The organism is Prauserella sp. PE36 (assembly GCF_003311655.1).
Lineage (GTDB): Bacteria > Actinomycetota > Actinomycetes > Mycobacteriales > Pseudonocardiaceae > Prauserella_A > Prauserella_A endophytica.
On record NZ_QEQT01000109.1, the window covers coordinates 58439 to 79512 of the forward strand.

The 21074-nt window shown below is 69.3% G+C and carries 20 protein-coding genes; 13 read left to right on the forward strand and 7 right to left on the reverse strand.

Annotated elements, in window-relative coordinates; all coding sequences use genetic code 11:
• Positions 1–18 precede the first annotated feature (18 nt).
• Both DI005_RS35190 and DI005_RS38090 read right to left on the reverse strand, forming a co-directional pair.
• Positions 19–525, reverse strand: coding sequence for a recombinase family protein (locus tag DI005_RS35190; RefSeq protein ID WP_110341526.1), 507 nt, complete (start codon positions 523–525; stop codon positions 19–21).
• 79 nt (positions 526–604) lie between these two features.
• Positions 605–925 carry a hypothetical protein gene (locus DI005_RS38090; RefSeq protein ID WP_147263934.1) on the reverse strand — a complete coding sequence of 107 codons (321 nt, stop codon included), beginning with the start codon at positions 923–925 and terminating at the stop codon, positions 605–607.
• A 645-nt stretch (positions 926–1570) separates the two neighbouring features.
• Here DI005_RS38090 and DI005_RS35200 point away from each other — a divergent pair.
• The 3 genes from DI005_RS35200 (at position 1571) to DI005_RS35205 (ending at position 2886) form a co-directional block, all read left to right on the forward strand.
• Positions 1571–1849 carry a helix-turn-helix transcriptional regulator gene (locus DI005_RS35200; RefSeq protein ID WP_110341522.1) on the forward strand — a complete coding sequence of 93 codons (279 nt, stop codon included), beginning with the start codon at positions 1571–1573 and terminating at the stop codon, positions 1847–1849.
• Positions 1850–2023: 174 nt separating this feature from the next.
• The gene (locus DI005_RS38095; RefSeq protein ID WP_146240091.1) at positions 2024–2425 is read left to right on the forward strand and encodes a hypothetical protein; all 402 of its coding nucleotides are present in this window, start codon (positions 2024–2026) and stop codon (positions 2423–2425) included.
• Positions 2392–2886, forward strand: coding sequence for a hypothetical protein (locus tag DI005_RS35205; protein WP_110341518.1), 495 nt, complete (start codon positions 2392–2394; stop codon positions 2884–2886). Before DI005_RS38095 ends, DI005_RS35205 begins: the two co-directional genes overlap by 34 nt.
• A 29-nt stretch (positions 2887–2915) precedes the next feature.
• Here DI005_RS35205 and DI005_RS35210 read toward each other — a convergent pair whose 3' ends face one another.
• The 3 genes from DI005_RS35210 to DI005_RS35220 are packed head-to-tail and all read right to left on the reverse strand — an operon-like array spanning position 2916 to position 5633.
• Positions 2916–3710, reverse strand: a complete 795-nt coding sequence (locus DI005_RS35210) for a recombinase family protein (protein ID WP_110341516.1) — start codon at positions 3708–3710, stop codon at positions 2916–2918.
• Positions 3707–4648 (reverse strand): DNA methyltransferase, encoded by a 942-nt coding sequence (locus tag DI005_RS39610; protein ID WP_110341514.1) that lies wholly within the window; start codon positions 4646–4648, stop codon positions 3707–3709. Before DI005_RS39610 ends, DI005_RS35210 begins: the two co-directional genes overlap by 4 nt.
• On the reverse strand, positions 4641–5633 hold the full coding sequence (locus DI005_RS35220; RefSeq protein WP_110341512.1) for a hypothetical protein: 993 nt from the start codon (positions 5631–5633) through the stop codon (positions 4641–4643). The genes DI005_RS39610 and DI005_RS35220 overlap by 8 nt, the downstream gene beginning before the upstream one ends.
• A 539-nt stretch (positions 5634–6172) precedes the next feature.
• Here DI005_RS35220 and DI005_RS35225 point away from each other — a divergent pair.
• The 10 genes from DI005_RS35225 (at position 6173) to DI005_RS35270 (ending at position 18838) form a co-directional block, all read left to right on the forward strand.
• Complete coding sequence (locus DI005_RS35225) at positions 6173–7150, forward strand: hypothetical protein (RefSeq protein WP_110341510.1); 978 nt, start codon at positions 6173–6175, stop codon at positions 7148–7150.
• A 251-nt stretch (positions 7151–7401) separates the two neighbouring features.
• The gene (locus tag DI005_RS35230) at positions 7402–7650 is read left to right on the forward strand and encodes a pilin (protein WP_225950548.1); all 249 of its coding nucleotides are present in this window, start codon (positions 7402–7404) and stop codon (positions 7648–7650) included.
• A 3-nt stretch (positions 7651–7653) separates the two neighbouring features.
• Entirely contained in the window at positions 7654–9756 is a 2103-nt protein-coding gene (locus tag DI005_RS35235) for a hypothetical protein (protein WP_110341508.1), read from the forward strand.
• Positions 9753–11000, forward strand: coding sequence for a PrgI family protein (locus DI005_RS35240; protein WP_113644945.1), 1248 nt, complete (start codon positions 9753–9755; stop codon positions 10998–11000). The genes DI005_RS35235 and DI005_RS35240 overlap by 4 nt, the downstream gene beginning before the upstream one ends.
• Entirely contained in the window at positions 10997–12907 is a 1911-nt protein-coding gene (locus tag DI005_RS35245; protein WP_110341504.1) for a VirB4 family type IV secretion system protein, read from the forward strand. Before DI005_RS35240 ends, DI005_RS35245 begins: the two co-directional genes overlap by 4 nt.
• A gap of 56 nt (positions 12908–12963) precedes the next feature.
• Positions 12964–13809, forward strand: coding sequence for a hypothetical protein (locus DI005_RS35250; protein ID WP_110341502.1), 846 nt, complete (start codon positions 12964–12966; stop codon positions 13807–13809).
• 49 nt (positions 13810–13858) lie between these two features.
• The gene (locus DI005_RS35255) at positions 13859–16402 is read left to right on the forward strand and encodes a helicase HerA domain-containing protein (protein WP_110341500.1); all 2544 of its coding nucleotides are present in this window, start codon (positions 13859–13861) and stop codon (positions 16400–16402) included.
• Positions 16403–16528: 126 nt separating this feature from the next.
• Entirely contained in the window at positions 16529–17572 is a 1044-nt protein-coding gene (locus DI005_RS35260) for a replication-relaxation family protein (protein ID WP_110341498.1), read from the forward strand.
• A 3-nt stretch (positions 17573–17575) separates the two neighbouring features.
• A complete protein-coding gene (locus tag DI005_RS35265; RefSeq protein ID WP_110341496.1) occupies positions 17576–18532 on the forward strand; it encodes a bifunctional lytic transglycosylase/C40 family peptidase in 957 nt (318 codons plus the stop codon).
• 39 nt (positions 18533–18571) lie between these two features.
• Positions 18572–18838: a hypothetical protein gene (locus tag DI005_RS35270; RefSeq protein ID WP_110341494.1), complete on the forward strand. Its 267-nt coding sequence runs from the start codon at positions 18572–18574 to the stop codon at positions 18836–18838.
• Here the strand turns inward: DI005_RS35270 and DI005_RS38100 are convergent.
• Positions 18833–19177: a hypothetical protein gene (locus DI005_RS38100; RefSeq protein ID WP_146240090.1), complete on the reverse strand. Its 345-nt coding sequence runs from the start codon at positions 19175–19177 to the stop codon at positions 18833–18835. The genes DI005_RS35270 and DI005_RS38100 overlap by 6 nt on opposite strands.
• Before the next feature lie 560 nt (positions 19178–19737).
• Entirely contained in the window at positions 19738–20982 is a 1245-nt protein-coding gene (locus DI005_RS35275; protein ID WP_110341587.1) for an IS256 family transposase, read from the reverse strand.
• Between the last annotated feature and the right edge of the window lie 92 nt (positions 20983–21074).

Here is a 21074-nt window from a genome sequence, read left to right on the forward strand (position 1 = left end):
CCCCGGCGGGATTTGCAGTTACCCGGCGAGCGGTGACTCGTCGGCGGATTGCTGGTCGTGGCGACGACGGTCGCGACGATCTGCGAGTGCGCCGGTCTGCTCGATCTCCGCGACGGCACTCACCACGCGTACGAGGAAGAGGCCGTGCGCGGTCTCCGTGTCGAGGGCGGGATCAGCGGCCGAGACGACCCGCACGCCTCGGGACGTCAGCTCGTTGAGCACGAAGGCGAGGTGCTGCGTCTTGCGGGAAAGGCTGTACAGGTGGTTGACGACGAGCACGTCGATGACTCCGGATCGGGCTGCCGCCAATACCCGTTGCAGCCCAGGACGCTTCAGCGTGCCGCCTGATGCGTAGTCGCTGCTGCGGAGAGCGATGTGCCAACCGGGTTGGGCCGCGACGTAGGTCTGCAGGTGATCGCTTTCGCGGAGCGTGGGCCACCGCGGGTAGAGGCCGACGCGTACCAGCCGTCGAGTCCGTGGGTGTGCGGCCCGACGGCTGCGGGGATCGCAAGTGGCAGGCGGCATTGTGGTGAACCTTCCTTTCGAGTCATTGGCGAGTGGCTTCGATCCGCTGGGTTCGTTGCGCGAACGCGAACGCGCGACGTCATGCCGCGTCGCGGCGGTGATCGGGGTGGCTGGCGTCTGAGGTGCCTGGCTCGGCGGGCAGTGTTTGCTCGCTGGCTTCGGCCTGCGCCAGGTCTGCCGCGAGGCTGGCGACCACCCGCGCGAGCTTGCGCATGTCGGGGGGATCGCGGCGGACACCGCGCACCACCACGTTGCGCACAGCTCTGCTCGCGCCAACGCGCCGTCGGGGTTGCCTGCTCGGCGCGTTGACGGGGCTTCCCTGCTGCTCCTGGTCGGCCGGAGCAGGAACGTCGGCGCAGTTGTTGTCGGCCTGATCGGGGTTGCGAGGTTGAGCGCACATGAGCGCCCCCTTCGTGCCCGTGAAGCCCGCGGCTGGCGGAGGTTCACAGGGCTGCTGGTCGGCGACAGGAACCGTCGACACAGCGGGCACTCCCAGCTGCCGACACCTGCGGTCGCCGATCCGCGCGAAGCGGGTTTCGCGGCGATGCGGGCACGCACCATGACGTGCGTTGAATGAGCTGGGACCGCCAAAGCTGTCACGACCAACGGGCCTCTACTCCCCGCATGCGTCTGTGTGGGGCCGGCGCTCGTGGCCGTGTTGGACTCTTGCCGTTCGGTAGGACTGTGTGCCTTGCCGAACTGGTGCTGGGTCACCTCGTCAGCACGAGGTGGGCGGTCGACGCGAGTCCAGAAGATCGCTACCGGCGCTGACCGCGAACGGCGGCGCGTCGGCATGGCGATGAACGTGATGGGTGCCGAAGCACCTCCTCTCTGTTGAACCGGGGACAGGTGCGCCATTCAACTAAGGTAACACCTGAATAGATCTAGTGCAGCCTGTGTATCTCAAGTGTCATCTGTGCATGGGTGTGTGTCTGCTGAACACGCCGAACGTGCGGCGGCCGGCTTCGGTCGCCATCGGGGACACTGAGCGTCGGTTGGCGACGGCGCGAAGCGCCTCGGAGCGACGGGGACGGGACGGCAGCGGGTGCAGATCGAGTGGCGGCTGCGGAAAGTCATGGCCTCCCGCGACGTCTGGACGGCGACCCAGCTGCGCGAACTCCTCATCCAACGCGCCGGGTTCGAACTGTCCCTCCAGTCGGTTGACGTGCTGATCAAGAAGCAGCCGGTCCAGGTGAAAGTGGCGACCTTGCAGGCGCTGTGCACGACGCTGCGGTGCACGCCCAACGAGCTGTTCGGAATCGACACGCCACGCGATGTCTCGCTCGTCGAACCGGACACCACGGAGTCCCGCGGCGAGCAGTGAGCCCGCGGCGGCGAATGCGGCGACGGCCATCACGCGGCCCTCCCCAATACCTGCGGGGGACACGCTGTCCGCAAACAGTCCTGCCGAACCAACGTGGTTCGAATCAGCCGATACCAGCTGAGCGCGAAGCGCAGACAGTCCGCCGGGGACTCCGAAGATGAGGAAGTGGTGTGCGTGCGCGGCTGGCTGGATGCCAGCATGGTGGCCATGACGAAGCGTGCGATGTCCAAGGAGGGCGAGGAAGAAGCTCGACGGCTGGTGGAGTCGGTGCGCGGCGTGCCGGTAACCCCTTGGGACGAAGGTGGTGGTCGCGGCTCCAGGTACGACTTCAACATCGGCAAGGACGGCGCGCTGGAGGTAACCAGCCTGGCTGATGAAGGCGCGGAGGTCGTGTTGAGGCGTGCCAGCCGCGCAACGACATCGAGGCCCTCGTCTCGGTTGACCAGGACCTGGCTGGTGATGGTCGACATGCCGAACAACTTCGGACTGACGAGCGGAACACCGAGTTCCGCGGGCTGGCTGACCGGATCGAAGACCAACTCGTGGAGATGGAGCGCCGGGGCGAGTCGGAGATGAGTCGTTGGTCTTCTCGTGTCCAGGGCCTCTGTGATGATCCGTCGTGCCCGTTTCACGGCCTGGCGCGGTTGAGGGTGGTCTCGGCAACCGCGTTCGACGTGAAGGGCCTGCGTCCGCCGGAGATCTTCATGTCTCTGGCTCACGGGCAGGTGTGCCATGGCCCCAACGATCTGCCGGAAGCGATCGAGCAATGCCTGGCGGACAAGCCGGACAACTGGCGAAAGCTCCAAGTACCCGGCAAGGCTGATCGGCAGGTCTTCTTCTGGGCCCGGCAGAGTCGGTGGAGTGCGCTGCGCGCGTTGCGGATGGACGAGTTGCCCAGCCGTGCCCCGGACGTGGAGAAGTACGGGATCACCGGTGTGTGGGCGGGCATCCTCGGGCGGTGGGACAAGGCACTGTTTTGGTCGGTGACCACCGACTGGGTTCGCGTGCAGATAGATGAGAACGCTGAGTCGGCGTAAGGCGACGGCGAGGGTCCACCGACGGGAGGTCATGCCGCGCTCGGCGGGGAGTCGGCCGAGTCCGCCGCGCCGGACGGACCTTCAGCAGCGCCGGGCTGGGCGCGGTGGAAGGTGCGCTCGTCGACGAGTGGCTCGTGCACCTTCGGCGCCGAGGTGACCCATTGCTCGATGGGCGCCGGGCGGCCGGCGACGGTGCGAGCCCAGACCTGGCGCCCGGTGTACTTGACGTTGGTGACAACCCGCCGGACCCCCTTGGCGGTCCAGCGCCCGTTGGGCACAGGGGCGGGGTACTGGTGGGGGTCGCTGTTGAGTCGTGCGGCGATGACGGCGAACGTCATGCCGTGGTCGGCGCGCCAGGTGAAGATCTGTTTGACGACGGCGGCGGTCTGCCAGTCCGGGACGAGGACCGCGCGTAGTTTGCTGTGTCCGCTGGGGTCGGTGACCCGGATGCGCAGGGCTCGGTAGCCGTAGGGCGGCGGCCCGATTTGGTAGCCGGCGCGGACGAGTTCGACCATCGCCTGACGGGCGCGGCGGGTGGTCTCGGCGTGGTGCGCGGCGAGTGGGGCCCACTGGATTCGGTTGCCGCGGGCATCGACCAATACGTCGTCATCGGACTGGTCATCCGCTCGTGCTTCGGGGTCGACGGCGGTTGCACCCGACTGACTTGTCCACAGGTTTGTCCACAGGTGGGCCCACCATGGTGGACGGGTCTCGGCCACCGGTGTGCCGGTGCAATGGTGGTATGCGGCGGCGCGAAGCGCGGTGCGCTTGCGGCGGAACTCGGGGTGCCAGCCGCACTCGCGGCAGTACAGGCGGGTGGTCATGCCGCTCGCCTCCAGCCGGGGTACTCGGCGCCGTTGACGGCGGGCCGGATGACCTCGTCCTCGGTCGGCCACGGGGTGCCGGCTGCCGCGGCGGCGGCGAGTTCGGCGTCGTGGGCGAGTTGGAAGACGAGCACCTCGTGGTGCGCGGTGAGCGCGGCCAGCGTACCGGCGGCGCGGGTTCGGGCGGCGGCGCGGCGCTCGGCCAGTGAGGCGCGGGTGACCAGTCGGTTGCCGCGCAGTCCGGCGGTTAGTGCGATGCACCGCTCGACCGGGGACAGCCCGGCCGAGGTCGCGGCGGCGATGAGCGGGGTGGTCAGGTCGACCAGCGCGCCGTCCGGGTTCCGCAGGGGTCGCGTCACGATGGCGACGTGTCCGCCGGAGCGCAGCAGCGGCTCGCAGTAGAGCAGTGTCGTGGCGAGGTCGGCGAGGGCGGACTCGACCGGGTCGCGGTCCGGACCGTTCGCGCGGTCCGGCGCGGTGCGCAGGGTGGTCAGGACGAGTCCGACTCGCCCGATCAACCCGGCGGCCCGGACGGTCGCGAGCACCTTCGGTCGGGCGTCGAGGACCGAGCCGTCGCGCCACGCGCCCGCGGTCTTAGCGGCGGTGACGTTGGCGCGAGCGAGCGTCCACCACCGGGTGCGGGAGGTGAGTCCGAGCGCGTGACGGCCGGCGCGCAGTGCCTCAACGAGGACGGTGCCGGCGCCGCAGTCCGGGTCGAGAACGAGGTCGCCGGGACGGGTGTAGGTGGCGATCGCGTGGGCGGCGACGGCGGGCGGAATCCGGTCGATGTCGGTCTCGGTGCCGGACACACAGCCGGCGTCGCGCAGCTGCGCGAGCGGGTCGCGCTGGCCGGTGGGCCAGACCGACAGCGGCGGCATCGGCGGCTCCTCCCCCGGCGGCAGGGGGAGCGGCCAAGGCGACGTGGGGCGGTCAGTCATCGGAGGTCTCCTCCCCGTCGGCGGCGTCGGTCAGGGCCGGCTGGCGGGTGAACACCAAGAGGTCGTCATGCACCTGGGTGTGCCGAGCGGGCGTCGCGAGCGGGCGCGCTGGCCCCTGCGGTCGGGGGTGCGGGGCCGGGGTCGCGACCGCGAGGGCGCCGTCGCGGACGGGGACGCGCAGCAGGGCGATGCGATCGAGGTAGTGCAGTCCGGCGTGCTGCGCGGCGCGCACCAACGAGCCGGCGGGGTCGGTGAGCCGATCACGGGACCGGTCACTGTGAGTGATGACGGCGAGGGTGCCGGTCGGGGTGAGCAGACCGGCCCAGTCGGCCGGACGGAACCAGTCGAGGGTGCGCGGGTCGGCCGCGGTGATGACGAGGTCGTAGCGGTCCGGACCCGCGCCGGTCGCGGTCGAGTCCGGTCCGGGACGGCGGTGTGTCGACGGCCCGGCGGGCTGGTCGGTGGTCGGACTGTCGGTGCGCGGTCGGGGTCCGGACTCGGACTCGACCGACGCGTCAGCGGAGTGTTCGTCTACCGGGTCGGGGTGCGCGACTGCGGTCTGGGTTTGGACGCCGCGGCCGAGTCGGACCACCGTCCACCCCGCTTCGTGTAGTCCGGCGTACGGGCCGGGCCGGGACTGGTTGCGGCCCCCGGTTGGCGACCACGACGAGGGTGGGGCGAGGTAGGGCGCGGGGTCGAGCAGGAGCACCCGCTGGCCGGGCTGGGTGTAGGTGGTGACGAGCTTGATGACCGCGGTCAGCAGCCAGTTGGCGAGCAGTCCGGTGCCCTCGCGGAGGTCGTCTTGCGCGCACGGCCAGACGGTGCTCGGCCGAGCGGGACGCCGGTGGCGCAGGTTGAGGCGCAGGGTGCGCAGGCGCGGTGTTCGCCGCCTGTGCGGTAGCGGGATCGGGACGGTCGGGGGGTCGGTCGGGCTGTGCTCCTGGGAGCCGTCTCCCGGTGAGTCGTGGCCGTGTGTCGGGGTCATCGCGGGTCTCCTCCGACGGATGGGTGCCGTGCGTTCTGACGCCCCTTAACTCCGTATTTCGACCCCGTTTTGGACACGTCCCGCCAAATTTCTTTGCACCGCCCACTCGGGCTAAGCGCGACTCGACGCGATTCGGACAGTTCTGCCAAAGCCGTGACTGAGGAACCGCTTGTCCGGTCATCCCGCGCCGCCGCGAACCGCTTCCTGGACCAGTCGCGGCCAGATTTTTCAAGATCTTTCCGGCGGTGCGATGTGGATCTCGCCGCTGGTCCGCATCGGAGCCCTTCGTGACTACTAGCGCCGTACTAGCGAGCGACTATAACCCCAGCTCAACGGCTACTAGAGTTGATCAACGATCGTAGTTGACCAAGCCCATTTTTGATCTTGGATCGACGCGTTCGCGAGGCGAAATAGTAGTTCGCTAGTAGCCCCGGAACGGTTTGCTAGTTGGCGCCTAGTAATGGCGTGGTATTTCCGTGGTATCGGTCGTGGCTTCCTGACGGCGTTGTTGTTCGCATCGACGCCGTGGGAGTCACGACATGGCAGCACAATCCGTTTTTCGTCGCCGTGGCGACGAGGCTGTCCCGAACTCGTTGGATATCGCGCGGGACACGTTTACCTGGCTGGTGACCGGGCCGCACCCGGTGTCGCTGAACGGCCGGCTCTTCCCCGGCCTGCCCGACCGGCACATCCCGCTGGACGAGGTCCGCGACCGGCTGCTGGCGCGCCGGTGCCCGCAGGCGACGCGGGACGCGGTGTGGGCGCATCTGGTGCTGCGCTCCCGTACTGAAGGAGCGACCTGGACGGTCGCCGCGGTCGGGGTCGCACTGCCCGCGCTGACCTCGGTCGCGGCCACCCTGTCCGATCGGTTCGCCGGCGATCCGGCCGATGTTCACGCCGAGGTGTTGCGCGGCTTCCTGACCGCGTTGTCGACCATCGATCTGCGTCCGCCGCGGATCATGCTGCGACTGCGGTGGGCCGCCTACCGGTCCGGCTACGACGCGCTCGCCGAGGCGCTGGCGGGTCCGACTCCAGTCGCGCCGGGCTTCCGATCCACCCCGCCACACACGCCGTGGGGACACCCGGATCTAGTCCTCGCTCGCGCGGTCGCGGACGGAGTCCTGACCCAGACCGAGGCCGCACTCATCGGGGCGACCCGGTTGGAAGAGGTGTCCGTCGCGGACTGGGCTGCGGCGCACCAGACCGGCGAGTGGGCGGTCTACAAGACGCGCAAACGCGCCGAGCTCCGGCTCGCCGCGTACCTGCGCGACGGTGCCGCCGAGACCGATCCGACCGACCCGCTGACCGACCAGGTAGCCACCGCGTTGGCCCTCGCGCGCCCGGTCTCGCCGGTCCGCGACTTGCCGCTGTCGTCACTGTCCGTGTCCGTCGCTGACGCGGAATCGGGGCAGAAAGTTCAGGGTCGCGTGTCCAAAACGGACGCGAAATCCGGAGTTCAGGGCTGCGGGACACACCCGCGCTCAGCCCGACCTTCGGAGGTGCCCCAATGCGCCTGATCGATCGATTCTTCCCCGCCGCGAGCGGACCGCGCAGCGCCCGCCTCGACGGCAATCCGCAGCCGCCAGCCGAGGCCCCAGCGTCGAGCACGCCGGACCATGTCACCGGCAGCGAGTCGACCAGTGCTCCGATCATTACGCCGGAGGACTGGACCCCGGTCCGCCCCCGCCGCTGGTCGCACGTGGTGCTGATCGTCGAGCTGGCGATCCTCGCGCTGTTGGCGTCGGCGTCGGCGGCGCACGCCGACACGATGGTCGTCGCCCTCGCGGACTCGGTGACCACGGTCCTGAACAACGTCCGCAACTGGATCATGGGCATCTTGGCCGGTCTGGCCACGGTGTTCCTGTCCATCGGCGGCGTCCGCTACGTGATGGGCGGCGGCGACCCCGGCGAGGTCGAGAAGGCCAAGACCGCGTTCAAGTCCGCCGGGTGGGGCTACGGCCTTGCGGCGCTCGCGCCGCTGGTCGTGGAGATCCTCAAAGGGATCGTGGGGGCCTGACCGATGGCCGTCAGCACCCCGCCCACGGTTCGCCCGTACCGCCGGTCCGGCGGCCCGGTCGCGACCGCTGCCGCCGGACGAATCGACGGGGACCGAGCGATGCTCTCCCCGGTCTCCGACGCCAGCGCCGACCGGCCGCCGGCTGGTCGGCCGCGGCGCTGGCGCGCGGGCTGGATGCTGGCGCTGAGCATCGTCGTGCTCCTGGTCGGCGTCCTCGCGGTCAGCGCGTGGGCCTCGCCCACTGCGCCGCAGCAGCCCCCGCCGCAACCACCGTTGCCGATCCCGACGGTGGATCCGTGCACGCCGGGTTCGCCGCTGCCGGTCTGCCAACTGCCCGCGCCGACCACTACCAAGCCGCTGCCCACCGCGCCGCTGCCACTCCCGACCGGGGTGCCCGCGCCGACGACATGCAGCTTCCCCGGCCAGGTCGGCTGCACCTCGTCCACGCCGACCACGACGCCGAGCCAGCCGTGCACGGGTGAGGACTGCATCCCGCAGCCGACCACGCCACCACCGAGCACTGGTCCGCAGCAGCCGGGCACGGGCAGCGGCGAGGGCGACTCGGACTGTGGGATCACGGACATCGGGGCCTGCATCACCGAGGCCATCAACGGCGCGTTCCGCAGCATCGTCGACGCCGCGCTCTCGCCGATCCTGGAGCTGATCGGGCACACCGCGCTGTCCACGCCGACGATCAGCGACCTGCCCGGCATCGGCGAGTTGTGGAACAACTCCTGGGAGCTCGTGGTCGCCGCCTACGGCCTGCTCATCCTCCTCGGCGGCATCCTCGTGATGGGCCACGAGAGCGTCCAGGCGCGCTACTCGATCAAGGAGATCGGGCCGAGGATCCCGATCGCGTTCATCGCCTCGGCGCTGTCGCTGTTCTTCACCGACAAGCTCATCCGACTGGCCAACGGCCTGACCCTGGGCATCCTCGGCGACGGAGTCAACGCGCCCTCACTGGGCAACACCCTCAAGGACGCCGTCGCCGGCATCCAGACCGGCGGACTGTTCATCATCCTGGTCGGCCTGGTGCTCGTCGTGGTCGGCCTGGGCCTGCTGGTCGTCTACGTGGTCCGGATCGTCATCACCCTCGTCTTGATCATCTCTGGCCCCCTGTTCCTGATGTTCCACGCGCTGCCACACACCGACCCGCTGGCTCGCTGGTGGTGGAAGGCGATCACCGCGACGCTGGCGATCCAGGTCGCTCAGGCCCTGGTGCTGATCACCGCGGTACGTACGTTCCTGTCCGGCGGCGTGAATCTGTTCGGCTCGACGCTGTCCGCGCTCGGCACGCTGGTCGCCGCGATCGCCCTGTTCTTCATCCTGTTCAAGATCCCGTTCTGGCTGTTGAAGGCGGTCAAGGTCAGCAACGGCCGCTCGTTCCTCGGCGGTCTGGCCCGCGCCTACATCGCGGCGAAGACCTTCGGCATGGTCGCCGGGAAGACCGGCGCGCTCGGCAAGGTCGGCGGCGCCGTCGGTGCGAAGAGCGGCGGGGGCGGTGGCGGCGGTGGGGGCCGCGGTGGCGGTGGGTCGGCGGACCCGCCGTGGCCCGCGCAGCCACGCCTCGCGCCCACCCCGGAGATGGTCAACAAGCGGCTCAAGGCGGCCCATGACGCCGAGCGCGCCCGCGCGGCCCGCCGGTCGCGGCTGCCGTCGCAGGCGCCGCAGTTCCTGCAGCCCTCACCTCAAGACACCACTCACGACCCCGCCGTCACCCCGGCGAACCAGGGACCAGCCATGCCTCCTGAGTTCAGTTCCGCACCCACGCCCGCCACGCCGATCTCACCGCCGCGGCGGGGACCTCGGCCCGGATCGGCGCCGCAGTTCCAAGCCGCTGGAGGGCCACGTCGACGCGGCGCCACCCCACCGCCGGCCCGCCCGATCCGCACCGCGTCGGTGCCCCCGCAGTTGCAGTTCCGGCCCGCCACGCCACCCGCGCCGGAGCCGTCGTCGCCACCCAGGTCGGCGTCCGCTCCTGCCGCGCCGGTGTTCCGGCAAGCCCAGCCCAAGCCGCGCATCGGGGACGCCTACCGGCGTACCCAATCGGTTCCGCCGCCGGTGTTCCGCGCACCGAAACCCGCCCCAGGAGGTGAAGGGAAATGAGTCAGCCGGTAAGGATTCCCGCCGACGTCGATCGCGAGGACCGCGTCATCGGTCCGCTGACCGCGCGGCAGCTGCTCATCCTCGCCGTCACCGGGATCGTGCTGTACGGGGCGTACACGATCACCCGCGAGTTCGTGCCGCTGGTGGCGTTCCTCATCGTCGCCATCCCGATCGGGGTGACCGCCGCGTTCCTCGCGCTCGGGCAGCGCGACGGCATTCCCCTCGACCGGTTGGTGCTGGCCGCGCTGCGGCAGCGGTTGAGCCCGCAGCACCGGGTGGCCGCGCCGGAAGGCATCCGGCCCGTCCCCGAGTGGCTGGGCAGCCAGGTCGCGAACACCAGCAGCACGGGCCGCGCCAAGCGGAAGGACAGCGCGGGCGGCGCGGATGCCGCGGCATCGACGGTCTCGCCGGCCGCGCTGCGGCTACCCGCCGAAGCGGTCACCGACACCGGTGTCATCGACCTCGGCAAGGACGGCGTCGCCGTGGTCGCGGTCTGCTCCACGATCAACTTCGGGCTGCGCACTCCGGCCGAGCAGGAGTCCCTCGTCGCCTCCTTCGGGCGCTACCTGCACAGCTTGACGGCACCGGTGCAGGTGCTGGTGCGGGCGGAACGGCTGGACCTATCCGGGCAGATCGCCGAGCTCCGCGACCAGGCCGGCGGTCTGCCGCACCCGGCGCTGGAACGGGCGGCGCGCGAGCACGCCGAGTACCTCGACCAGCTCGGCCGCGCCACCGATCTGTTGCGCCGTCAGGTGCTGCTGATCCTGCGTGAGCCGCTGCTGACCACGGGGCCAGCCGACGGGCTCGGCGGCGCCTCACCGCTGGCCGCGTTGACGGCGAAACGCCGGGCCGCCAAGCAGGCCGCCTTGGTCGACGACGCCACCCGGCGCGCGGCCGAAGCCCGGCTGGTCCGCCGGCTCGGCGAGGCGGTCGAGCTGCTCTCCCCGTCGGGGATCGTGGTCACCCCGCTGGACGCCGGACAGGCCACCGCGGTGCTCGCCGCAGCCTGCAACCCCGACAGCGTGATCCCGCCGAACTCCGGTCTCGCCGGCTCGGACGAAGTCATCACCACCGCCCCAGACGAGGGCTGGGACGCAGGTGCGTTCGGCCGCGCAGCGTTCCCTGCCGACGGCGAGTTCGGCGAGGCCGAGGACGCCTGGGACGACGGCCCTGACGACGGCTTCGACGACACCGCCGAGGACCCCGACGACTACGCCAACTCCGCGGGGAGGTACCGCCGATGAAGACCACAGCCAAGCGCCACGGCCGGAAGGCCCAGGCCATGCAGCCGCCGCTCGGGCGGGCCAGCGCGTTCACCCCGGACGCCATCTCCGTGCGCCCCCGCGCGCTGGAAGTCGGCGGCGAATGGGTCGCCAGCTTCGCCGTCGTCGGCTACCCGCGCGAGGTCCACCCCGGTTGGTTGCAGCCGCTGCTGACCTACCCCGGACGGGTCGACGTCTCGCTGCACATCGAGCCGATCGACCCGGTCACCGCCGCGAACAGGCTCAAGAAGCAGCTGTCGAAACTGGAGTCCGGCAGGCGGCACACGAGCGAGAAAGGACGGTTGATCGACCCGCACGTCGAAGCCGCCACCGAGGACGCCTACGACCTGTCCGCCCGAGTCGCTCGCGGCGAAGGCAAGCTCTACCGGCTCGGGCTGTACCTGACCGTGCACGCCCCCACCGAGGAAGCCCTCGGCGATGAGGTCGCGGCGATCCGGTCGCTGGCGGCGTCGCTGCTGCTGGACTGCAAACCGACCACGTACCGCAGCCTGCAGGGCTGGATCACCAGCCTGCCCATGGGCCTCGATCTGGTCGGCATGCGCAGGACGTTCGACACCAGTGCGCTGTCCGCGGCGTTCCCGTTCACCTCGCCCGACCTGCCGCCTCCGGACCCGACCTCGGTCGGTGCACCCAGCGGTGTGCTCTACGGCTTCAACGTCGGCAGCCAGGGCCTCGTGCATCACGACCGGTTCGCTCTGGACAACCACAACAGCGTGATCCTCGGCCGCTCCGGCGCGGGCAAGAGCTACCTGGTGAAGCTGGAGTTGCTGCGGTCGCTGTACCGCGGGATCGAGATCCACGTCATCGACCCCGAGGACGAATACGCCCGGCTGGCCGCCGCGGTCGGCGGGACGTACGTGCACCTCGGCGCCGAGCAGGTCCGGCTCAACCCGATGGACCTGCCGATCCACACCCGCCCGGACGGCCGGCGCACCGCGCCGCGCGACGCGCTCATCCGACGCAGTCTGTTCCTGCACACCGTGATCGCGGTACTGCTCGGCGCTGAGCTCGAAGCGACCGAACGGGCGGCGCTGGACCGGGCGATCACCGCGACCTATCAGCGCGCCGGGATCACCTCGGATCCGCGGACCTGGACCCGCCCGGCTCCGCTGCTGGCCGACCTCGCCGAGGTCCTTGCCGACGCCGGAGATCCCGCCGGGGTGGAGCTCGCGGCGCGGCTGCACCCGTACGTCACCGGCGCGTTCTCCGGCCTGTTCTCCGGCCCGACCTCGACACGCCCCGAAGGGCACCTGGTGGTGTTCTCGCTCCGCGATCTCGCCGACGAACTCAAGCCCATCGGCACGCTGCTCACCCTGGATGCGGTGTGGCGGCAGGTCTCCAACCCGGCCATCCGCAAGCCCAGGCTGGTCGTGGTCGATGAGGCGTGGTTGCTGATGAAGGAGCCCGCCGGTGCCGAGTTCTTGTTCCGGATGGCCAAGGCGAGCCGCAAGCAGTGGGCCGGCCTCACGGTCGCCACCCAGGACACCGCGGACGTGCTGGGTTCGGACCTCGGCAAAGCCGTCGTCGCGAACGCAGCCACGCAGATCCTGCTGCGGCAAGCCTCCCAGGCGATCGACGAGATCACCCGCACCTTCGACCTCTCGCTCGGCGAGCGCCAGTTCCTGCTCTCCGCCGACCGCGGCCAAGGTCTGCTCAGCACCGGGACGCAGCGGGTGGCGTTCCAGTCCATCGCCTCGCCGGTCGAGCACGAGTTGGTCACGTCCAACCCCGCGGAAATCGCCGGGTATTCCGACGCCTCGTCGGGAATCGAGAACTCCTTCGTCGAACTCGGCGCGGACGATACCGCAGGAATTGCGGACTCGTTCGACGACGGCGACGCGTCGCAGATCGAACTCGACGCCGCCTGACCGCCTCGCTCGCAAGCGCTAATCCGTTCACATCGAATCGCACCTAGGGGATACCCATGTCTACGTCATTGCCCATTTCCGCCACTGTTCGCCGGCCCGCTCGGCTGCTGACGCAAAACAGCGAGATGCGTCAGATCGGCGTGTGGAACTGGTCGCTGCCGGCCTGGGCCGGGCGACTGCCCGATGGTCGTACCTATAACACCTGTCTCAGCGCTGGAATCTGCGCTCAGGCGTGCTACGCGCGGCACGGCACCTACACCTGGCCGGTCGTCCGCGCCAAGCACCAGGCGAACCTGATGTACGTCCTCGACGATCTGGCCGGCTGGCAGGCCGCGATGGTCGCCGAACTCGGCGCGGCCAAGTTCTGCGGCGCGTGGATCAGAATTCACGACAGCGGTGATTTCTTTTCCGACTCCTATCTTCAGGCATGGCTGGATATTTGCCGGGTTCGACCTGACACGAATTTCTACGCCTACACCAAAGAGGTGTCCCGGTTCCGGACGCTGGTCGAGCCTGACCCGCCGCCGAATTTCCTGTGGGTCTACTCGTATGGCGGGACACAGGATGTCGCGCTGAATCCTGCCGTCGATCGGGTCGCGGATGTGTTTCCCGACGAGTCCGCGATCGCCGAGGCGGGCTGGGCCTCGCAGGAAGCCAGCGACCTGCTCGCGGTCCTGGGCCCGCGGCTGGTCGGTGTGCCGGCCAACCGCATTCCCACCTATCTCAAGCGGCTGGCCGGGCGCCGGTTCTCCGAGTGGCAAGCCGAGGTCGACGCCGACCGCGCCGCCCGCCGAGGCCGCCGGCACCTGCGGCTCGTCGTCGACAACACCCGTCCCGACCAGAGCCAGCAGCCCACGGCCGAGGCCAGCACGACGCAGGCCGACCAGCCACGCGCTGCGTGACCGCAGCTCGCGCCCGTCCCGTCGACCGCTTTGCGTGGGGAGGTTCCCGATGTCCTGGCCAACCACTGCCACACCCCTGTCCGCCCTCGTCCCTCCGCGGGTCGAGCAGGCCGCGGACGGGCTCGCGTCACCGGTCGGCGACTACCTGCGTGACCCGCTCGGCGCCTTCGAGAACGTGCTGGCGCACCTGCGCGACCTTGCCCTCACGTGGGGCCCGATCGTCGGGCCGGTGCTCGCGGTCGTCGTCACCGCCGCGGTCGTCGCGCGGCGCCGGTGGCGCCGCCGCTACCACCAGCGCCTGGCCACCGATGCCCGCCTGGTCACCGTGCTCGCGCCACCGACGGTCGACCCCACGGGCGCGATCACCGTGTGGTCCAACCTCGTCGGCTTGCTGCGTCCCGGTTGGCTGCGCCGCTTCGGCGGGCAGCCGCACCTGGCCTTCGAGCTGACGTTCACCGACGACGGTGTGCAGATCCGCCTGTGGGTGCCCGGCCTGGTGCCGCCCGGCATGGTCGAGCGCGCGATCGAGGCCGCCTGGCCCGGCGCGCACACCCGCACCACCCTCGCCAAGCCGCCGATCCCGACCACGGCGGCAGCGGGCCGGCGCGTCGAAGCGGCCGGCGGTGAACTGCGGTTGGCCCGCTCGGAGGCGCTGCCGATCCGCACCGAGCACCCGGCCGACCCGATCCGGGCGATGCTCGGCGCGCCGGTCGGGCTCGGCCCGCACGAGCGGGCTTGCGTGCAGATCCTCGCCCGCCCCGTCGCCGGCCACCGGGTGACCAAAGCCCGGCGCGCGGCGCGGCGGGTGCACGCGGGCGGGTCGGTCCACCTGGTCGGCCGGCTGCTCGACGCCATCACGCCGGGCAAGACCCCGAAGCGGTCGACCAGCACGCGGACACCGGGCCTGGATCGGCAGACCAGCCTGGAGTACGCCGCCCAGGACCGCGCGGTCGTGGAGAAGCTGCGGGCGAACCAGTTCGAGACCCGCATCCGCTACGCCGTGGCCACCACCGTGCCCGAGGACGTCACCTCGGGCGAGGTCCAGGCGGTGCGGGAGGTGCTGCGGGGCCGCGGGCACGCGATCGCCTCGGCGTTCGCCGCCTACTCCGAGCACAACTACTACCGCCGGGTTCGGATCCGCCGCGACCCGGTTGCCGTGTTGGCCGAACGCCGCCTGGGCAAGGGCGACCTGCTGTCGATCCCGGAGCTGGCCGCGATCGCGCACCTGCCGATCGACGAGTCCACACCCGGCCTGCAGCGGGCCGGCGCGAAAGCTGTGCCGCCCCCGCCGGGCATCGCCACGATCGGCGAGCAGATCAAGCCCCTGGGGCTGTCGGACTCCGGGCACTCTCGCCCGGTCGGCCTGCACGTCGCCGACGCCCGCCACCACCTGCACATCCTCGGCGCCACCGGCTCAGGCAAGTCCGAGCTGATGGCCCGGATGATCCTGGCCGACGCCGAGGCCGGCCGCGGTGTCGTCGTGGTCGACCCGAAGGGCGACCTGGTCAGCGACATCCTCATGCGCCTGCCCGAGGAACTGGGCGAGAAAGTCGTGCTGTTCGACGCCGACTCCCGAGCCCGCCCGCCGGTGCTCAACCCGTTGGAGGGAGCTGACAAGGCCCGCGCGGTCGACAACCTCGTCAGCATCTTCTCCCGGATCTACGCCTCCTCGTGGGGGCCGCGCACTGACGACATCCTCCGCGCCGGGCTGCTCACGCTGACCGCGATGCCCGGCACGCCGACCCTGGTCGACCTGCCCAAGCTGCTCACCGTGCCGGCGTTCCGGCAACGAGCCTGCGACCAGATCGACGACGAGGTCCTCAAGGGCTTCTGGTCCTGGTACGACGACCTGTCCGAAGCCAGCCGCGCACAAGTGATCGCGCCGCTGATGAACAAAATCCGCGGCTTCCTGCTGCGCCCGTTCGTCCGCGCCGCCATCGCCGGTGGAACGTCCACTATGGACATGGACGAGGTGCTCAACACCGGCGGGATCTGCCTGGTGCGCATCGCTCGCGACGCGCTGGGGATGGAAACCGCGCGATTGGTCGGCTCCATCGTCGTGGCCCGCACTTGGCAAGCGGCCACCCGCCGGGCCCGCGTCCCGCAGCGTCAACGCCGCGACTGTGGGCTGTACGTGGACGAGTGCCACAACTTCTTGAACTTGGCCTATCCGTTGGAGGACATGCTCGCCGAAGCCCGTGGTTACCGGCTCTCCATGGCGTTGGCGCACCAGTACCTCGGGCAGCTACCGAAGGAGCTCGAAGAGGGCATCAGCACCAACGCCCGCAGCAAGATCTTCTTCAACGCCAGCCCCGAGGACGCGAAACGACTCTCGCGGCACACCATGCCGCGGCTTTCTGATCACGACCTGTCCAACCTCGGCGTTTACCACGTCGCCGCCCGGCTCGTCCTGGGTGGCGAGGAAGCACCGCCGTTCACCGCGGTGACCGAGAAGCTTCCGCCCGCGATTCCCGGACGCGCCAAGGCGATCCGCAAAGCTGCCAGGGTCAACACGCGCCCGCCCGTCACCGACGCCGACGCCGCAACGCGCCACGCGGATCAGCCCACTGTGGACCCGCGCCGCGCGGCCTGACTCGCCGAATCCCGTTTTCCCGCAACGCATGCGGGCTCACTGACTGCGCACGTCCGCTCCGGTGATGCCCGCATGCGTTGCCCTTCGCCTTCCCCATTCCGGCCAACGCCTGGGAGGTGCCTACCCATGATCTCGAATCCCACGCCTCAGAGGGCATTGCGCGGGCACATGCCCCAGCGCCCCACACCACGGGCGGCCACCACCGGGGAGCACCATGCCCAGCTCGCCGGGCGGCTCACCCTCCGGGACCGGTGGCTGGCCCGGATGCTGAACGAACACAAGGTCTTCACCACCCAGCAGATCGTCGAGCTCTGCTACCCGACCATGCGCGCGGCCAACCACCGCCTGCTCGACCTGTTCAAGTGGCGCGTCGTCGACCGCTTCCAGCCGTTCGTCAGCTCCGGCACCGCCCCGATGCACTACGTGCTCGACATCGCCGGCTCCGTGGCGCTCGCCTACGAGGACGGTCTCGACCCCAAACAACTCGGCTATCGCCACGAAGACGCCATCGGCATCGCCCACTCCCTGCGACTCGCGCACACCGTGGGCGTCAACGGCTTCTTCACGAGCCTCGTCGCACTGAGCCGGGAGCCCGGTGCCCGCGGACGCCTGACCGCGTGGTGGTCCGAACTGCGCTGCGGCCGGCTCTTCGGCGACATGGTCCGCCCCGACGCCTACGGCCGCTGGCGCGAAGACGGCCACCAAATCGAGTTCTTCCTCGAATTCGACTTCGGCACCGAGGACCTCGGCAAGCTCGGCCGCAAGCTGCACGGCTACGAAAAGCTCGCCACCGCAACAGGAATCACCACACCCGTCCTGGTGTGGCTGCCCACCAACCGCCGCGAAACCACCGCGCGCAGGGCGCTCGCCGACGCACTGTCCCAGTTGGACCGGCCCGCGCTCGTGCCTGTAGCCACCAGCGCTGCAGATGTCGCGGGTGTGGCCAGCGAGAACGACCCCGCCGTCGCCCGGTGGCTGCCGATTACCGGCCCGGCGTCACGACGGCCGGGCCGGCTGCGGCTCGCCGAACTCGCCCAGCTCTGGCCCCACACAGACCCGCCCACCACGGCGCCGTCCTCGACCGCGGCCAAGGCCCAGCAGGCGTCCACGGAACTGGCCGCACCGGACCCACTTCCACCACCGCTCCCCACCAGCCGCTTCCGGAGGTGACCCATGAAGATCGCCGTTGCCGCTGTCGCGGCCATCATCGCCATCCCCATCCTCATCGGAGGTGTCGGCAAAGCCATCGTCAGTGCCCTGTTCGGCACCGGTGGCACCGAGCCGAGCCAGGCCGCGATCGCCGAGATCCCCAACGACTACCTGTCGCTCTACCGAGCCGCAGCCACCGTGTGCCCAGGGCTGGACTGGACAATCCTCGCCGCCATCGGCGACGCCGAATCCAAACACGGCCGCGGCTCCGGCGACGGCATCAAGGAAGGCGAGAACCACATGGGAGCCGGCGGCCCCATGCAGTTCCTGAAACCGACCTTCGACGGCGTCATCACACGCCACACGATCCCGCCCGGAGGCGCCAACCCACCGTCACGCTACAACCCACACGACGCCATCTACGCCGCCGCGTTCTACCTGTGCGATTCCGGAGCACAGAAAGACATCCGCAAGGCACTGTTCGCCTACAACCACTCCGAGGAGTACGTCAACGGCGTTCTGGCACAAGCAAAACGCTACGGCACCGCCACCGTCGGAACCGGCGACTGCAACAAGATCCAGGCACCCAACCCGGCCGCGATCATGGCGATCAACTTCGCCTGCGGCCAACTCGGCCTGCCCTACGTCTGGGGTGGCAACGGACCAGCCGGCGGACACGCCGGCTTCGACTGCTCCGGCCTCACCAAAGCCGCCTACAACGCCGCCGGCATCAACCTGCCCCGCACCGCGCAAACCCAGTACAACGCCGGTCCACTGGTGCCCGCCGGCCAACCGCTGCTCCCCGGCGACCTGGTCTTCTACGGAACACCCGGCAACGTCCACCACGTCGGCTTGTACATCGGCGCCGACAAGATGGTGCACGCCCCGACCTTCGGCCAGCCGGTCCAGGTCAGCAACTACCGCTGGAACGGGGACGACTATCTCGCGGCGAGCCGTCCTGCGGTCGATCCTTGGCTCTAGTGCGCCGGTACGGTGAGTTCGAGCGGAGCCGAGGGAGCCATGGAGCAGGAAACCGACCTGTCGTCAGAGGAGCTGGAAGCGCTAGGCGACTGGCGCGCCTTGCTGGAAGAAGTGGTCCGGCTTGACCACGAGTACCACCTCAGCGCAAACCTTCACCCAGACGACACACGGTCAGAGCGGGAAGCAGCACTGTTGGAACTGCTGCAGGCTCGTTTTCGTGGCTACCCGATCATCCAGCGCGCAACCGTCCAGAACTTGGATGGTACGTCGCACAAACAGCACGACATTGTGTTCGCAGATTCATAGGTGCCGCCGCATCGCGTCCTGCGAAACGGCAGAGCACTGATCGTCCCACGCAGCGTGCACGCAGCCATCGAGGTCAAGAGCACCTTGGATTCGAAGAGCCTGGTTGCCTCCCTGGATCACCTCGCCCAGCTCAAACGCGCTGCGCGGTGTGATGTCGAAGGCACGTTCCAGGTGATCATCGGGGATCGTGAGTTTCCGTATGTGCCGATCAGTGGTGGCGTTTTCGCCTACCACAGTGATCTGCGCTTGAGTCTCATTGCTGAGCGGATTCGTGACTGGGCCGGGCGAAACCCTCACGAACTGTGGCCCAACTTCGTCACGATCTTGAACCGAGGTCACCTTGGGTGGGTAGACCCTTCGAGTGGTGAGGTCCGCACAACGCCGCACCGGGACGACGTGCCGATGTGGTACGAGCCGACTGATCCCTGCGGTCCGCTCGTCGGACTCGTGTACACACTTGAAGGACTCAGCCGTTGGTGGCGCGCACCCGGTACGCCGTGGCTGCCTCTTCCAAGGCCGATCCCACGACGCACTGTGGGAATGAAGATTGGCCGCCCCGTCCGACCCGTCGGTGTGCCTGAACCCGAAGATTGCGACTGCCTGTGCGTTAACTGCCACCCTTACGGCCGCATGAGCTTCGAGCAGCAACGGCAGACTTGATCCGATCAGAGCGGCAGGGTGCTGTCGTATCAACTATTGCTGAAGACCAGACGAGGTTATTGGGCCTCGACGCTCTCTGCGGTCTGCAGAGATTGGTTTCTCGTTCTTTGAACTTGAAGTACATCGAGAAGCTGATTGCGGCAGCAACGAAACCGCTAAGTGCGGCAGCGCACCAAAGTAGCGGCGAGGAACCCGCCTGAGGGTCTGTCAAGAAGCTGGTGTAACTGATCTTGTCGGTTCTACTTCTTGTTCGTGGTCAGGCGTCCGGGGAAGGTGAGCTCGAAAGCGTTCAACGGCGCCTTCCAACGGGCGACCCAGCGTTTGCGCCCAGTGCCGGTGGGATCGAGGCTCATCAACGCTAGGTAGACGCACTTGAGCGCGGCGGCCTCGGTCGGGAAGTGGCCACGGGCCTTGACCGCCCGTCGGATCCGCGCGTTGATCGACTCGATGGCGTTCGTGGTACACACCACGGTGCGGATCTCGGCGTCGAACTGCAAAAACGGCACGAACTCCGCCCAGCTGTTCTCCCATAGCTTGATGATCGCCGGGTAGCGGGCCTCCCACTTGTCACCGAAGGCAGCCAGCGCGTCCAGTGCCGCCGACTCGCTGGGCGCGGTGTAGAGGGGCTTGAGGTCCTTCGCGATCGCCGCCCAGTCCCGCTTGGAGGCGTAGCGGAAGCTGTTGCGCAGGAGGTGGACGACGCAGGTCTGGGTGATCGCTTGCGGCCACACGGTTTCGATGGCCTCGGGCAGGCCCTTGAGTCCGTCGCACACGACGATACACACGTCGGCTGTGCCGCGGTTCTTGATCTCCGAGAGGACCCGCAGCCAGTACTTGGCTCCCTCGCCGTCGCCGTGTTCGCCAGCCCACAGCCCGAGGATGTCGCGGGTGCCCTCCACGGTGACGCCGAGCGCCAGATAGATCGGCCGGTTCGCGACGTTGCCCTCACGGATCTTGACATTCACACAGTCAATGAACACCACCGGATACACCGCATCCAGCGGCCGGTTCTGCCACTCGGCCATGCCGTCCATCACGCGGTCGGTGATGGTGGTGATGGTCTGCTTGGACACCTCGGCGTCGTACACCTCGGCCAGGTGCGCGGCGATCTCACCATGCGTGAGCCCCTTGGCGGACAACGAGATCACCAGATCATCCAGCCCGGTCAGCCGGCGCTGGCCCTTGCCCACCAGTTGCGGCTCGAAACTGCCGTCGCGATCCCGCGGGGTAGCGATCTCCACCGGGCCGGCCTCGGTCAGCACCTTCTTGCCGCGCCGGCCGTTGCGAGAGTTCCCGCCGTTGCGGCCGGCCGGGTCATGCTTGGAATAGCCGAGATGGTCGTCCATCTCGCCTTCCAACGCCGACTCCACCACCTTCTTGGTCAGCATCGCCAGCAGGCCGCCCTCACCGGTCAACTGCAGACCCTCGGCCCGCGCCCGATCCGCCAGCTGCTGCACCAGCTGATCGTCCACTCCATCCGCCATCGCCGGAGCCTTCGCCTCGCCGCCGTTGCCCGTCCCATCAGTCACAGATGTCTCCTTCACCTCAGGAGTTACACCAACGAAATTACAGTCCC

Bases quoted from the DNA above. Each gene is read 5' to 3' on its own strand.
- DI005_RS38090 (WP_147263934.1), bottom strand. From the start codon at position 925: ATGTGCGCTCAACCTCGCAACCCCGATCAGGCCGACAACAACTGCGCC.
- DI005_RS35255 (WP_110341500.1), top strand. From the start codon at position 13,859: ATGTCCTGGCCAACCACTGCCACACCCCTGTCCGCCCTCGTCCCTCCG.
- DI005_RS35260 (WP_110341498.1), top strand. From the start codon at position 16,529: ATGATCTCGAATCCCACGCCTCAGAGGGCATTGCGCGGGCACATGCCC.
- DI005_RS35270 (WP_110341494.1), top strand. From the start codon at position 18,572: ATGGAGCAGGAAACCGACCTGTCGTCAGAGGAGCTGGAAGCGCTAGGC.
- DI005_RS35245 (WP_110341504.1), top strand. From the start codon at position 10,997: ATGAAGACCACAGCCAAGCGCCACGGCCGGAAGGCCCAGGCCATGCAG.
- DI005_RS35190 (WP_110341526.1), bottom strand. From the start codon at position 525: ATGCCGCCTGCCACTTGCGATCCCCGCAGCCGTCGGGCCGCACACCCA.
- DI005_RS35210 (WP_110341516.1), bottom strand. From the start codon at position 3,710: ATGACCACCCGCCTGTACTGCCGCGAGTGCGGCTGGCACCCCGAGTTC.
- DI005_RS35230 (WP_225950548.1), top strand. From the start codon at position 7,402: ATGGTCGTCGCCCTCGCGGACTCGGTGACCACGGTCCTGAACAACGTC.
- DI005_RS35225 (WP_110341510.1), top strand. From the start codon at position 6,173: ATGGCAGCACAATCCGTTTTTCGTCGCCGTGGCGACGAGGCTGTCCCG.
- DI005_RS35265 (WP_110341496.1), top strand. From the start codon at position 17,576: ATGAAGATCGCCGTTGCCGCTGTCGCGGCCATCATCGCCATCCCCATC.
- DI005_RS35240 (WP_113644945.1), top strand. From the start codon at position 9,753: ATGAGTCAGCCGGTAAGGATTCCCGCCGACGTCGATCGCGAGGACCGC.
- DI005_RS39610 (WP_110341514.1), bottom strand. From the start codon at position 4,648: ATGACTGACCGCCCCACGTCGCCTTGGCCGCTCCCCCTGCCGCCGGGG.
- DI005_RS35250 (WP_110341502.1), top strand. From the start codon at position 12,964: ATGTCTACGTCATTGCCCATTTCCGCCACTGTTCGCCGGCCCGCTCGG.
- DI005_RS35220 (WP_110341512.1), bottom strand. From the start codon at position 5,633: ATGACCCCGACACACGGCCACGACTCACCGGGAGACGGCTCCCAGGAG.
- DI005_RS35275 (WP_110341587.1), bottom strand. From the start codon at position 20,982: ATGGCGGATGGAGTGGACGATCAGCTGGTGCAGCAGCTGGCGGATCGG.
- DI005_RS35235 (WP_110341508.1), top strand. From the start codon at position 7,654: ATGGCCGTCAGCACCCCGCCCACGGTTCGCCCGTACCGCCGGTCCGGC.